This window comes from Flavobacterium branchiarum (assembly GCF_030409845.1).
Taxonomy (GTDB): Bacteria; Bacteroidota; Bacteroidia; order Flavobacteriales; family Flavobacteriaceae; genus Flavobacterium; species Flavobacterium branchiarum.
This window is the reverse complement of record NZ_JAUFQQ010000003.1, coordinates 1,319,624-1,336,257: the sequence shown is the minus strand read 5'-3', so window position 1 is coordinate 1,336,257 and position 16,634 is coordinate 1,319,624. Positions and strand designations below refer to the sequence as shown.

General features: G+C 34.4%; 6 protein-coding genes. 4 read left to right on the top strand and 2 right to left on the bottom strand.

The annotated features are described in order from the left end of the window. Positions 1–16 precede the first annotated feature (16 nt). Together ppk1 and QWY99_RS06630 are read right to left on the bottom strand one after the other, a co-directional pair. Complete coding sequence (gene ppk1, locus QWY99_RS06635; protein WP_290262974.1) at positions 17–2,104, bottom strand: polyphosphate kinase 1; 2,088 nt, start codon at positions 2,102–2,104, stop codon at positions 17–19. After that, positions 2,101–2,586, bottom strand: coding sequence for a SixA phosphatase family protein (locus QWY99_RS06630; RefSeq protein WP_290262972.1), 486 nt, complete (start codon positions 2,584–2,586; stop codon positions 2,101–2,103). Before QWY99_RS06630 ends, ppk1 begins: the two co-directional genes overlap by 4 nt. Positions 2,587–3,221: 635 nt before the next feature. On the opposite strand from QWY99_RS06630, the gene QWY99_RS06625 reads away from it, so the two are divergent. The 4 genes from QWY99_RS06625 (at position 3,222) to QWY99_RS06610 (ending at position 16,291) form a co-directional block, all read left to right on the top strand. Then, a complete protein-coding gene (locus QWY99_RS06625) occupies positions 3,222–3,800 on the top strand; it encodes a hypothetical protein (RefSeq protein WP_290262970.1) in 579 nt (192 codons plus the stop codon). A gap of 37 nt (positions 3,801–3,837) precedes the next feature. Further along, complete coding sequence (locus QWY99_RS06620; RefSeq protein WP_290262967.1) at positions 3,838–13,272, top strand: Ig-like domain-containing protein; 9,435 nt, start codon at positions 3,838–3,840, stop codon at positions 13,270–13,272. A gap of 155 nt (positions 13,273–13,427) precedes the next feature. Next, a complete protein-coding gene (locus tag QWY99_RS06615; RefSeq protein WP_290262964.1) occupies positions 13,428–14,345 on the top strand; it encodes a PorP/SprF family type IX secretion system membrane protein in 918 nt (305 codons plus the stop codon). 11 nt (positions 14,346–14,356) lie between these two features. Further along, positions 14,357–16,291, top strand: a complete 1,935-nt coding sequence (locus tag QWY99_RS06610; RefSeq protein WP_290262961.1) for an OmpA family protein — start codon at positions 14,357–14,359, stop codon at positions 16,289–16,291. The last annotated feature ends 343 nt before the right edge of the window (positions 16,292–16,634 follow it).

The following is a 16,634-nucleotide window of genomic DNA, read 5'->3' as shown; positions in this document are numbered from 1 at the left end:
GATATAAGTGTTGCTTTTATTGTTTTAAAGCAACTTCATCTATAGCATTTACTTTGTTTTGATAATATTTGTATGTTTCTAATTGTGCCCTAAACACAGCATGATGATTTCTAGCTTTGTATTTGTTATCTAACTTATAAGAATGATAACGCACTTTTACATTTCCTTTCCAAGCAATATTAAAATTATCAATTAAGTCATTTTTAATCGATTGATCATAAATAGGACAGGTCACTTCTACCCTTCCATCTAGATTTCTTGTCATAAAATCGGCAGATGATATATACACTTCGCTTAATCCTGCATTTCCAAAAATGTAAACTCTTGAATGTTCTAGATAGTTATCGACAATACTTATTGCTTCTATATTTTCGCTCATTCCAGGTATTCCGGGAATCAAAGAACAAATTCCTCTTACTTGTAATTGTATCTTCACTCCAGCATTACTTGCTTCGTATAATTTATCTATCATTTTAAAATCTGACAAACTATTCATTTTAAGCTTTATATATGTCTTACGACCTGCCAAAGCATGTAGAATCTCTCTGTCGATTAATTTTACAAATTTAGTTCTTGTATAATGAGGCGATACAATTAAATGTTTGTAACGGTGAACTCTATAATTGATATCAAAGAATTCGAATATCTTAGATATATCTTTTAGAATTTGTTGATGACTTGTAAATAAGGTAACATCAGTATAAATTTTAGCCGTTGATTCATTGAAATTACCTGTCGAAATAAATCCATATCTTTTGGTTTTCCCTTCATCAACTCTTTCAATCACACATATTTTACTGTGCACTTTTAGTCCTTTAATTCCAAAAATTAGCTCAATTCCTTCCATTTGCATTTGCTCAGCATACGAAATATTCGAAGCTTCGTCAAATCTTGCCTGTAATTCTATTTGTACAATTACTTTTTTTCCGTTTTTAGCCGCATTGATTAACGAACTAATAATTTGTGAGTTCTTAGCCAAACGATATAACGTAATCTTAATGGATGTAACTTTTGGGTCTAAAGCTGCTTCACGTAAAAACTTAGTCACGTATGAAAACGACTGATATGGTGCATTAAGTAAATAATCTTTTTTTCCAATTTTTTCTAATATGCTTCCTTCCATACTTAGCCCTGGAATTGGCAATGGTAAATTTGTTTTATATAACAAATCATACCTCCCTAAATTAGGAAAATTCATGTAATCACGTCGGTTATGATATCTACCTCCTGGAATTATACTATCAGTAGAAATGATTTTCATTTTTTCGAGAAAAAACTGCAATGTATCTGGTTCAATCAATTGATCGTAAATAAAACGAACTGGTTCACCAATACGTCTATCTTTTACTGATGACGCAATTTTCTCCAACATACTCTTACTCAAATCACTATCGATATCCAATTGTGCATCACGAGTAATTTTTATCATATGTGCAGAGACACTCTTGTAATCAAAAATGGTAAAAATGCTACTCAAATTGTGTCTAATAACGTCATCTATCAGAATAATATAATTCTTATCGTCATGAGATGGTAAAACAACAAATCGATTGATTGTTTTAGGTATTTCGATTACAGCATATCTAACTTCTCCAGTATGATTCATTTCTAAACGTACTGCCAAATAACCTAAGGTATCTTTTAAAACAGGAAATTCGGCTAAATCATTTAATATGATTGTAACCAATTCAGGACTTAATTTTTCAATGAAAAAATTCTTTAGATATTCTTCTTGATCTTTTGTAATCTCATTTTCGGTAATAATAAAGATATTCTCTGTTTCGAGTTCAGCTTCAATATTGCTCAATATTCTTAAACTCTCCGATTGTTGCTGAATCACAATTTCGGTAATGTCTTTAACTAATTGTTGGGCAGATATACCTCCTAAATATTTTTCGCCTGAAATGCCTGAAAGACTTAGTCTACGAATAGCGGCATAACGAACTCTAAAAAATTCATCTAAGTTATTCGAAAAAATTCCTAAAAAACGTAATCTGTCTAAAAGTGGTACTGTAATATCGGCTGCTTCTTGTAATACTCTTGCATTAAATGCTAGCCAACTTTTTTCTCTATCTATATATTTTTGTTCGTACACTGTATTCATTTTAAATCTTTAGGGAAAATGGTTTTTTGGGTTCTGCCTTTATCTATTTCGTCCCAACTTTCTGCATCAAATTGTAACGATACAAAACCTGAAGTAGGCACATTGTCGATGAAAACATCCCCAAATTTATTAACAAAATTTGTAATAGCCTCGTTATGTCCAAAAAGAATAACACTTTCGAAAGCATTATCACATGATTTAATAACCTTTTCTAATTGTTTCTCATCAAATGTATAAAGATCGTCTTTGTAAATGATACTTTCTAAAGGATATGAAATGTTTTGCGCAAAAATAAGTGCTGTTTCTAGAGCCCTCGCCGCAGTACTACTCCATATCAAAAAGGTCTTAGGCAGAAATTTTGAAATATTAGCTGAAACGTTGTGTGCATCAAGAATTCCCTTTTTCATCAAAGGCCGATCAAAATCTTTTAAAGGTGCCTCCCAACTTGATTTTGCATGTCTGATTAATATTAAGTTTTTCATATTACGAATGCTATTTGTTTTTATAAAGAAGATGCTTTTAAATTTTATGACTTGAGTATATTCTTTTTTAAATCACTACTAAAAAAAGATACTTTATGATTAAACCTCAAAAACAGTGTTGAAAATTTAGCTACAATTTACAAAAGAATTTTATAAAGGCATCTCTTTTATCGATTTTTTATATTTCAGATTATATAGTTAAATAACTTATCATAATAAATCCTTAAACAAAAATCTTCCGATTTCGACAACAATTTCTAAAATTGCGAATACTAATAAATTTTAACTTTCCAAGGAAATATTAAAAATATTTTTAAGAAAACATGTATTTAATCTATGATAAATGTATTTCGTCGATATTTTTTTCTGACAAAGACGATTATCTAAACACTTGATTATTAATTAATTAGACTAGTTTTTGTTTTTTAATTTCGGACTATTTTTTTCTAAAAATTAGGATAAAAAAAAATATATTTTACAAAAAAAAAGGGTGTTTTTTTTGGTTTTTTCAACAAAAAAATACATTTCAACGAGTATTTGGGTTATTTAAAGGAAAAAAAATCAATTAAAAGTAGACTATATAACTTTGATTATGTTAAAAAATTAAAAATTTAATAAAATATAAAGCTAATAATATGGGAACTAAAACTACTCTTAAAGCGACAACAAAAACTAAAGGATTCTGTAAGCTAAATTTATATTCAATAAAAGATTTAATTGATACAAATCCAGTTTCAAAAATTAATTCAAAATTTATTTTGGTATTAATTGTCATACTAACTTCAACATTTTCATTTGCACAAAGAGGTTCCTGTAATGCAACTCTTGTCGTCGAAAATAACGGAAACAATAGAAGTACTCCTCCCAATGGAACTTACTATTCAATGATTCTCACTAACAATAGCTCATCCACTGACACATACATTTTAGATGCTAAGAACATAAATACCAGCTGTTCAAATACCGACGGTAGTCCTACATCCAAAAATGTAATTATCAATACTGATTTTATTGATTCTGAAAAAAATGATATTAGTCAAATTACTATAGGCGCAGGACAATCTGCAAAATTTTATATCCATGTTACTTTACCGATGGGAACTCCTGTAGAAAAATGGTCTTGTAATCAGGTTACTGCGACTTCAAAAAACTGTACCAATTATTCAATTTCTACCGTTTTACATACCTACGTCATTAATCCAGCTAATGATTAAAATAAATATATCAAGTATTCCCTTAAAATAATTAAAAATGGAAAAACTATTACACTCTTCTAGCAATTATTTACGAGATATAAAAAAAATATACTTTGTAATATTATTTCTTCTGTCTTCTTTATTTGGTTTTGCTCAATCAATAAACACTAACAAAACAATAACTGCAAATGCAACTAATTGCGGTGTTATTAATGTAAAAGTAGACATTACTGGTTCTAATCCGCCATCTCGTAACTCTGATGTAATTTTGGTTATAGATGTATCTGGTAGTATGGGTTTTGCCATTAATAATGACATGAATACCTCTATGGATTACGCTAAAGCGGCGGCTAAAGCTTACGTTAATCAAGCTGCTACAAATACTAATAATCGAATTTCTATAGTATCATACACAACAACTGCTAAGTTAGAAATTGGTTTAACTAATTTGACTGCAGCAGGTGTACTTGCTATAAACGCAAAAATTGATGCTTTGGTTCCGCTTAGCGGGACTAATATTCAAGACGGTCTAGTAAAAGCAGAAACAGAATTAGAAAGCAAAGGTAGATTTAATTGTGAAACAGCAAGAGCAATTATTTTACTAACCGATGGTGTAACCAACTTAACTGGAACTAGTGGTAATACTAGTTGCAATACTAGTACAACATCTACTTGTGTTACCAGTGCTATAACTGCCGCTACCAATGCAAAAACTACTGTGAAATCTTCTATCACCTATAACAATCAAGTTTTTTCTGTTGGTTTGTTTGGTGGTATTCCTGGTAATATAAATACTGTAGGAAGCGATCAATATGTAGCTAAATTTACTCTAGATGGAATTCAAGGAAGTCCTGCTTATATCACACAAAGCGGTGCTAATTTAACTGCAATATACAATCAGATAGCAACTCAAATATCATGGGTTGCCCAAAGTTTAGTTGAAAAAGAAACAGTAATTGCAGGCTTCACAATAGGAGCTGTCACAATAAGTAAAGGAACAACCTCTACAGCTGGGCAAGTAATTACTTGGAATACAGATTTTTTAAATTCTGAGACTATTACTTTAAATTATCAATTAACTCCAAATGGAACGGCATGTGGTTCTCAAACAGTTAGTACATCTAGTTTAACTTATCAAAATTCTACCTGTGCCAATGGTACTACTCCTATTACAACATTACCCTATTTTGTTCCGTGTGCCCCAGTAATTACAGGGCTTTTAAATGCTTGCGGTTCAACAACACTAACTGCAACTACAAATGCAACTTCTCCAACTTATATCTGGCTTAAAGATAATATCGTTATAAACGGACAAACTTCTTCTACACTAGTTGCAACAGCAAGTGGGTCATATACTGTGAAAGTAAAAAATGGAACTACAAACTGTGAATTAACTTCTGCACCATCAGTAGTAACTATAAGTCCTGCAGCTGCTCTAGTGGCACCTGCAAATTCAACTATAGCAGGTTGTGGGACAAATGCAATAACAGGTCTTCCTTTTAGTGCTACAAGCGTAAACATTACTCTTGCTCAATTAAATACTGCAGGAGGCTCATTAGCCAATAGTGGTTCAATTGGTACTTATACTATATCGTACTCTGATACAACAACTGGCACTTGTCCAATAATCGTAACTAGAACTTACAAAGTTACTGCAGGTTGTGGTAATGTAACCGCTAATCAAACAATAACGATTCAAGATACAACTGCTCCAACTTGGACTACGGCACCAACGGCTCTTAATACGACTTTACAATGTAGTGATACAGCTGGCTTAACAACAGCTCAAGGTCAAGCTCCTGTTGCAACTGATAATTGTAATGGAACGGTTACTTACACTAAAGTATCTGGAACTTTTGCAGTTTCTACAACTTGCGCTAATGCAGGTACGTATACTAATACTTGGGTTGCTAAAGATGTATGTAATAATTCTTCTACAACTTTTACACAAGTAATAACTATTCAAGATACAACGCCTCCAACTTGGACTACTGCACCAACGGCTCTTAATGTTACTTTACAATGTAGCGATACTGCTGGTTTAACTACTGCGCAAGCAAATGCTCCTGTAGCAACTGATTCTTGTAGCGGAACTGTTACTTACACTAAAGTATCTGGAACTTTTGCAGTTTCTACAACTTGCGCTAATGCAGGTACGTATACTAATACTTGGGTTGCTAAAGATGTATGTAACAATTCTTCTACAACTTTCACACAAGTAATAACTATTCAAGATACAACGCCTCCAACTTGGACTACGGCACCAACGGCTCTTAATGTTACTTTGCAATGTAGTGATACTGCTGGTTTAACTACTGCTCAAGCAAGTGCTCCTGTAGCAACTGATTCTTGTAGCGGAACTGTTACTTACACTAAAGTATCTGGAACTTTTGCAGTTTCTACAACTTGTGCTAATGCTGGAACTTATACTAACACTTGGGTTGCTAAGGATGTATGTAACAATTCTTCTACAACTTTCACACAAGTAATAACTATTCAAGATACAACGCCTCCAACTTGGACTACGGCACCAACGGCTCTTAATGTAACTCTACAATGTAGCGACGCTGCTGGTTTAACTACTGCTCAAGCAAATGCTCCTGTAGCAACTGATTCTTGTAGTGGAACTGTTACTTACACTAAAGTATCTGGAACTTTTGCAGTTTCTCCAACTTGTGCTAATGCAGGGACGTATACTAATACTTGGGTTGCTAAGGATGTATGTAACAATTCTTCTACAACTTTCACACAAGTAATAACTATTCAAGATACAACGCCTCCAACTTGGACTACTGCACCAACGGCTCTTAATGTTACTTTGCAATGTAATGATACTGCTGGTTTAACTACTGCTCAAGCAAATGCTCCTGTAGCAACTGATTCTTGTAGCGGAACTGTTACTTACACTAAAGTATCTGGAACTTTTGCAGTTTCTACAACTTGTGCTAATGCTGGAACTTATACTAACACTTGGGTTGCTAAGGATGTATGTAACAATTCATCTACAACTTTTACACAAGTAATAACTATTCAAGATACAACGCCTCCAACTTGGACTACTGCACCAACGGCTCTTAATGTTACTTTACAATGTAGTGATACTGCTGGTTTAACTACTGCTCAAGCAAGTGCTCCTGTAGCAACTGATTCTTGTAGTGGAACTGTTACTTACACTAAGGTATCTGGAACTTTTGCAGTTTCTACAACTTGTGCTAATGCAGGAACATATACTAATACTTGGGTTGCTAAAGATGTATGTAATAATTCTTCTACAACTTTCACACAAGTAATAACTATTCAAGATACAACGCCTCCAACTTGGACTACGGCACCAACGGCTCTTAATGTTACTTTACAATGTAGTGATACTGCTGGTTTAACTACTGCTCAAGCAAGTGCTCCTGTAGCAACTGATTCTTGTAGTGGAACTGTTACTTACACTAAGGTATCTGGAACTTTTGCAGTTTCTACAACTTGTGCTAATGCAGGAACTTATACTAATACTTGGGTTGCTAAGGATGTATGTAACAATTCATCTACAACTTTTACACAAGTAATAACTATTCAAGATACAACGCCTCCAACTTGGACTACGGCACCAACGGCTCTTAATGTTACTTTACAATGTAGTGATACTGCTGGTTTAACTACTGCTCAAGCAAGTGCTCCTGTAGCAACTGATTCTTGTAGCGGAACTGTTACTTACACTAAAGTATCTGGAACTTTTGCAGTTTCTACAACTTGTGCTAATGCAGGTACGTATACTAACACTTGGGTTGCTAAAGATGTATGTAATAATTCTTCTACAACTTTCACACAAGTAATAACTATTCAAGATACAACGCCTCCAACTTGGACTACGGCACCAACGGCTCTTAATGTTACTTTACAATGTAGTGATACTGCTGGTTTAACTACTGCTCAAGCAAGTGCTCCTGTAGCAACTGATTCTTGTAGTGGAACTGTTACTTACACTAAGGTATCTGGAACTTTTGCAGTTTCTACAACTTGTGCTAATGCAGGAACTTATACTAATACTTGGGTTGCTAAGGATGTATGTAACAATTCATCTACAACTTTTACACAAGTAATAACTATTCAAGATACAACGCCTCCAACTTGGACTACGGCACCAACGGCTCTTAATGTTACTTTACAATGTAGTGATACTGCTGGTTTAACTACTGCTCAAGCAAGTGCTCCTGTAGCAACTGATTCTTGTAGCGGAACTGTTACTTACACTAAAGTATCTGGAACTTTTGCAGTTTCTACAACTTGTGCTAATGCAGGGACGTATACTAACACTTGGGTTGCTAAGGATGTATGTAACAATTCATCTACAACTTTTACACAAGTAATAACTATTCAAGATACAACGCCTCCAACTTGGACTACTGCACCAACGGCTCTTAATGTTACTTTACAATGTAGCGATACTGCTGGTTTAACTACTGCTCAAGCAAGTGCTCCTGTAGCAACTGATTCTTGTAACGGAACTGTTACTTACACTAAAGTATCTGGAACTTTTGCAGTTTCTACAACTTGTGCTAATGCAGGAACATATACTAATACTTGGGTTGCTAAAGATGTGTGTAATAATTCTTCTACAACTTTTACACAAGTAATAACTATTCAAGATACTACTAAACCAGTATGGTCTACTAATGCAACTGCCCTTAACACTACATTACAATGTAGCGATACTGCAGGTTTAGCAACTGCGCAAGCAACTTTCCCTACAGCAACTGATAATTGTGATACTGATGTAGCAAACATTACAAAAGTAACTGGTGTGTTTGTAGCTTCTACATCTTGTGCTAACTCTGGAACATATACTAACACTTGGACGGTTACTGATAATTGTGGTAATGTTTCGGATACTTTCACACAAGTGATTACTATTGAAGACACTACTAAACCAATATGGTCTACTAATGCAACTGCTCTTAATACAACATTACAATGTAGCGATACTGCAGGTTTAGCAACTGCGCAAGCAACTTTCCCTACAGCAACTGATAATTGCGATACTGATGTAGCAAACATTACAAAAGTAACTGGTGTGTTTGTAGCTTCTACGTCTTGTGCTAACTCTGGAACATATACTAACACTTGGACGGTTACTGATAATTGTGGTAATGTTTCGGATACTTTCACGCAAGTGATCACTATCGAAGATACTACTAAACCAGTATGGTCTACTAATGCAACTGCTCTTAATACAACATTACAATGTAGCGATACTGAAGGGTTAAACAATGCTCAAGCTAGTGCTCCAGTTGCTACTGATAATTGCGGAACTGTTAGTTATACAAAAACAACTGGTATTCTTCAAAGAGGAGCTTGTGGAAGCACAGGAACATACACTAATACATGGACAGCAACTGATAGTTGTGGTAATGTTTCGGATACTTTTACTCAAGTTATAACTATTGAAGACACTGCTATTCCAAATTGGATTACTCAAGCTGGAACATTAGATATTACATTACAATGTAGCGATACTTCAGGTTTAGCAACTGCACAGAATCAAGAGCCTTCTGCTACTGCAAATTGCTCAATAGTAACTTATACTAAAACAAGTGGTTTGTTTTCACCATCACAATCATGTGCTAACAGTGGAACTTATACTAACACTTGGGTTGCTAAAGATGATTGCGGTAATATCACAGCAGCTTTCACACAAGTGATTACTATCCAAGACACTACTAAACCAACTTGGTCTACTAATGCAACTGCGCTTAACACAACTTTACAATGTAGCGATGCCGAAGGATTAGCAACTGCGCAAGCAACTTTCCCTACAGCAACTGATAATTGTGATACTGATGTAGCAAACATTACAAAAGTAACTGGTGCGTTTGTAGCTTCTGAATCTTGTGCTAACTCTGGAACATACACTAACACTTGGACGGTTACTGATAATTGTGGTAATGTTTCGGATACTTTCACGCAAGTGATTACTATCGAAGACACTACTAAACCAGTATGGTCTACTAATGCAACTGCGCTTAATACAACTTTACAATGTAGCGATGCCGAAGGATTAGCAACTGCACAAGCAACTTTCCCTACAGCAACTGATAATTGTGATACTGATGTAGCAAACATTACAAAAGTAACTGGTGTGTTTGTAGCTTCTACGTCTTGTGCTAACTCTGGAACATATACTAACACTTGGACGGTTACTGATAATTGTGGTAATGTTTCGGATACTTTCACACAAGTGATTACTATCGAAGACACTACTAAACCAATATGGTCTACTAATGCAACTGCTCTTAATACAACATTACAATGTAGCGATACTGCAGGTTTAGCAACTGCGCAAGCAACTTTCCCTACAGCAACTGATAATTGCGATACTGATGTAGCAAACATTACAAAAGTAACTGGTGCGTTTGTACCTTCTACGTCTTGTGCTAACTCTGGAACATACACTAACACTTGGACGGTTACTGATAATTGTGGTAATGTTTCGGATACTTTCACGCAAGTGATTACTATTGAAGACACTACTAAACCAACTTGGACAACTAATGCAACTGCTCTTAATGTAACTTTACAATGTAGCGATACTGAAGGGTTAAACAATGCTCAAGCTAGTGCTCCAGTTGCTACTGATAATTGCGGAACTGTTAGTTATACAAAAACAACTGGTATTCTTCAAAGAGGAGCTTGTGGAAGCACAGGAACATACACTAATACATGGACAGCAACTGATAGTTGTGGTAATGTTTCTGATACTTTTACTCAAGTTATAACTATTGAAGACACTGCTATTCCAAATTGGATTACTCAAGCTGGAACATTAGACATTACATTACAATGTAGCGATACTGCAGGTTTAGCAACTGCACAGAATCAAGAGCCTTCTGCTACTGCAAATTGCTCAATAGTAACTTATACTAAAACAAGTGGTTTGTTTTCACCATCACAATCATGTGCTAACAGTGGAACTTACACTAACACTTGGGTTGCTAAAGATGATTGCGGTAATATCACAGCAGCTTTTACACAAGTGATTACTATCGAAGACACTACTAAACCAACTTGGTCTACTAATGTAACTGCTCTTAATACAACATTACAATGTAGCGATGCCGAAGGATTAGCAACTGCGCAAGCAACTTTCCCTACAGCAACTGATAATTGTGATACTGATATAGCAAACATTACAAAAGTAACTGGTGCGTTTGTAGCTTCTGAATCTTGTGCTAACTCTGGAACATATACTAACACTTGGACGGTTATTGATAATTGCGGTAATGTTTCGGATACTTTCACGCAAGTAATCACTATCGAAGACAGTACTAAACCAGTATGGTCTACTAACGCAACTGCGCTTAACACAACATTACAATGTAGCGATGCCGAAGGATTAGTAACTGCGCAAGCAACTTTTCCTACAGCAACTGATAATTGTGATACTGATGTAGCAAACATTACAAAAGTAACTGGTGCGTTTGTAGCGTCTGAATCTTGTGGTAACTCTGGAACATATACTAACACTTGGACGGTTACTGATAATTGTGGTAATGTTTCGGATACTTTCACACAAGTGATTACTATTGAAGACACTACTAAACCAACTTGGTCTACTAATGCAACTGCGCTTAACACAACTTTACAATGTAGCGATGCCGAAGGATTAGCAACTGCGCAAGCAACTTTCCCTACAGCAACTGATAATTGTGATACTGATGTAGCAAACATTACAAAAGTAACTGGTGCGTTTGTAGCTTCTACGTCTTGTGCTAACTCTGGAACATATACTAACACTTGGACGGTTATTGATAATTGCGGTAATGTTTCGGATACTTTCACGCAAGTAATCACTATCGAAGACAGTACTAAACCAGTATGGTCTACTAATGCAACTGCTCTTAATACAACATTACAATGTAGCGATGCCGAAGGATTAGCAACTGCGCAAGCAACTTTCCCTACTGCAACTGATAATTGTGATACGGATATAGCAAATATTGCAAAAGTAACTGGTGCGTTTGTAGCTTCTACGTCTTGTGGTAACTCTGGAACATACACTAACACTTGGACAGTTACTGATAATTGTGGTAATGTTTCGGATACTTTCACGCAAGTGATTACTATCGAAGATACTACTAAACCAACTTGGACAACTAATGCAACTGCTCTTAATGTAACTCTACAATGTAGTGATACTTCTGGATTAGCAACAGCACAAGCGAATACTCCTATTGCTACTGACAATTGCGATAGTAATCTTGCCAATATTGTAAAAACAAGTGGACAATTTGTAGCATCTGAATCTTGTACAAACGCAGGAACATATACTAACACCTGGACCGTTACTGATAATTGTGGTAATGTTGCGGATACTTTCACACAAGTGATTACTATCGAAGATACTACTAAACCAACATTTAATGGAGTACTTCCTGCAGATATGGTTGCATCATGCGATAATGTTCCTCAGGCTGCTAATATTACAGCATCTGATAACTGTAGCCTTGATGTACCTGTAGTTTACACAGAAACAAAAAGTAACATTGAAAACGAATGTAGCACGAACTATATATTGACTCGCAAATGGACAACTAGTGATTGTTCTGGTAATACAGCTTCATTTACTCAAATAATTACAGTAAGAGACACAACTCCTCCTACAGGAACTGCTCCTGCTGATATTACAAACTTGGTAAACATATCTGATATACCAGTAGCAAATCCAAATGCAATAACAGATGCAGCCGATAATTGTAGTGCAACTGTAAACATAACAGTAAGCGATACTAACAATGGTGGTTCTAGCTGCGCAGGTGTTCCGTATATCCTAACAAGAACTTACACCTTAACAGATTGTGCGGGCAATAAAACGCAATTGGTACAAACAATAACAATAAGCCGTCAAGCCATACAACCAAGAGTGATCTTTCCTGATCAAGCTTGTAATGCTGATGAATCAACTGTTAATTTGTTTGTCCCACTACCAAGAAACACAACTACGGTAGGTACATGGGTAGATACTGATAACACAAACGCTTTGCAAGGTAATACTGTTACTACATACGGACTTCCTGTTGGTACTTACTCATTCGAGTATCAAATACAAGACGAAATTTGCCCAAGAAGCTTATTCGTAAACCTTGTAGTGAATGATGAATGTAAAGTCCTAGGATGCGGAAGCGTATTAATTCATAATGCATTCTCACCAAATGGAGATGGCTTAAATGATAAATTTGTTATCGACAATATAGATAATACAACCTGTTATCCTGATAATACTCTCGAAATATATAACCGTTGGGGAATCCTTGTATTTGAAACTAGAAACTATAATAACACAACAAATGCTTTTGAAGGATTTTCTAGAGGAAGAACAACTATAAGCCAACCATCAGGACTACCTACAGGAACGTACTTTTATATCCTAAATTATACTTCTGTTGATGGAAACGGTGCAATTCAAAACAATAAAAAAGATGGTTATTTATATCTAACAAGATAAAAACATAAAAACACAACTTACTGGTAATATACTAATTACATCACCAGTAAGCTGTTTTTAGAAAAAAAATTCTGTAAATTTGATATAAATGTATTGACCCATTTTTATCATAAACAAGAAAAACAATTGCAATAATAAAATAATAAATATCTACTATGAGAACAAAATTATTTTCTTTCGTTTTGATGTTTACAGCTATAGTAAGTTACGCTCAACAAGATGCACAATTTACACAATACATGTACAACACCATAAATATCAACCCTGCTTATGCTGGGTCGCGAGGAGCTCTAAGTATTTTTGGTTTATACCGTACTCAATGGGTTGGACTTGATGGTGCACCTGAGACAAGTAGTTTTTCGGTAAACACACCAATTAACAACAGTAATTTAGGTTTAGGAGTATCATTAATCAATGACAAAATTGGTCCCACTAATGAGAATGATTTATCTGTAGACCTATCTTACACTATACAAACATCGGTAAACTATAAACTTTCCTTTGGTATTAAAGCCACTGGTAATTTATTTAATTTAGATGTAGATAAATTAAATCCTGAACAGCAAGGTGATCCTCAATTTCAGAATTTTAATAGTGTCTTTAGACCAAATATTGGAGCTGGGGTGTATTATCACTCAGATAAGGCATACATCGGATTATCGGTACCAAACTTTATCGAAACCAATCGCTATAATGATAATGATTATGCCATTTACAAAGATAAAATCAATTATTATGCTATGGCTGGTTATGTATTTGATTTAGACAAATATGAAGATATCAAATTTAAACCTGCTGTACTTGCCAAAATAGTAGAGGGAGCACCATTACAAGTTGATGTTTCGGCTAATTTCATGTTCATCAACAAGTTTGTAGTTGGTGTTGCCTATAGATGGAGTGCTGCATTAAGCGCAATGGTTGGGTTTCAAGTTAGCGATGGACTATATATCGGATATGGTTATGATCGTGAAACTACAAACTTAAACAACTATAATTCTGGGTCGCATGAAATATTCTTGCGCTATGAAATATTCAAAAACAACGGTAAAATTACAACCCCACGTTTCTTCTAAAAATATTTACTATGAAAAATTTCACAATCCTCTTCATAACAATAATAAGTGTTTTTTCAACAAACAGTTATTCACAACAAGGCAAGATTGCAGCTGGTGACAAGAAATATGACAACTATGCTTATATAGATGCCATTAAAACTTATGAACGCGTTGCAGAAAAAGGATACAAATCGGAAGATATGTTTAAGAAACTAGGTAATTCTTATTATTTCAACTCCGAATTTGACAAAGCCTCAAGATGGTATGGCGAATTATTTGCTATGAATACCGAAGTAGAACCAGAATATTATTATCGATACGCACAATCATTAAAATCTGCTGGTGACATAAAAAAAGCCAATCAAATACTAGATTTGTTTAATCAAAAATCAAATAAAGATACTAGAGCTAAACTTTATGAAGAAGATAAAAATTACCTTGAACAGATCAAATTAAACTCTGGGCGCTATAAAATTGAAAATGCAGGTATCAACAGTAAATACTCAGATTATGGTACTGCTTTTTACCAAAACAAAATTGTTTTTGCCTCTGCAAGAGATACAGGAAGTTTAGGTCAACGCAAACATAAATGGACTGGTGAATATTTTACAAATCTTTACGAGTCGGATATTGATCAAGATTTTAATCTAAGTGCTCCCAAAAAATTTAAATCAAAAATAAATTCAAAATTTCATGAATCTACACCTGTTTTCACAAAAGATGGAAAGACTGTTTATTTTACAAGAAACAATTATATTGATGGCAAAAAAGGAAAAGATGAAAACAAAATTACTTTAATAAAAATATACAAAGCTACAAACGAAAATAACCAATGGACTAATATAATGGAAGTTCCATTTAATAGTGATAATTACAGCACAGCACATCCGGCACTAAGTCCTGATGAAAAAACACTCTATTTTGCATCGGATATGCCTGGAACTTTTGGACAATCTGATATATACAAAGTATCTATTAACAACAATGGAGGATTTAGTTCACCAGAAAATTTAGGACCTGGAATCAATACCGAAGGAAAAGAAACATTCCCTTTTATAACTGATGAAAACGAAATTTATTTTGCTTCCGATGGACATCCTGGACTTGGTGGATTAGATGTTTTTGTTGGAAAACTTAGCAATAAAGGAGTTAGTAATGTCCAAAATGTTGGATCTGACATCAATTCCCCTCAAGATGATTTTGCTTATGTAATAGACACCAAATCACGAAGAGGATTCTTTACTTCGAATAAAGAAGGAGGAGAAGGATCAGACGATATTTATAAATTCATAGAAACAAGAAGGTTGGCTTGTGTTCAGGAATTATACGGAACCATAACCGATTTGGCTACAGGAGAAGTATTACCAAATGCAAAATTGACATTGTACGACAATAATTTTAAAATTATAAACACAGGCTATTCAGATCAAAACGGAAATTATACTTTTCCGGTTGAATGTGGTCTAATATACAACCTAAGAGCAGAAAAAGAGAAATATACGACCAAGGAACAAAACGTAACTATTTTAAAAGAAAATGGAAGAACTCAATTATCTATTGCTCTTGAAAAATCAGAATGCGTAGTAACAATTGGAGATGATCTTGGTAAATGTTTTGGTATAAAAATGATTTACTTCGATTTGGATAAATCAAACATTCGTAGAGAAGCGGCATTAGATTTAGAGAAAATTTTAGATGTTTTAAAAGAGCACCCAACTATGAAATTAGACATTCGTTCTCATACTGATAGTCGACAAACTCATAAATACAATGAAGCTTTATCTGATAGAAGAGCAAAATCAACCATAAAATGGCTTGTTCAAAATGGCATTGCTCCAAACAGGTTAACTGGTAAAGGATATGGAGAAACGCAATTAGTAAATGGATGCTCAGATGGAGTACCATGTACCGAAGCAGAACATCAAATGAATAGACGAAGTGAATTCATCATTACTGCCTTATAATAAGAATACAAACAATAAGACATATTAAAAAACTAAAGCCAGTGAAATTAACTTCACTGGCTTTTTATTTATTTAAGATTAACTGAATACACTTTTAGCAAAAAAACATTAGCCAACAAATCAATACCAAAACCTGTCGAGCACCAAGATTACGGGTAATGCAGATTCTATAAAAATTTGTATTGTGTTAACTCTTCTTTAGGATTCTTTGCTCATTTCTTACTACTATCCTATTTTGTGTTAACGGTTTGATTCGATTTTTATCTCCCACAGGTTTACATATTGATTTATCATATCTCAGGAAGCAAAAAAAAGCTGTCAATAAAGACAGCTCTTACACTAC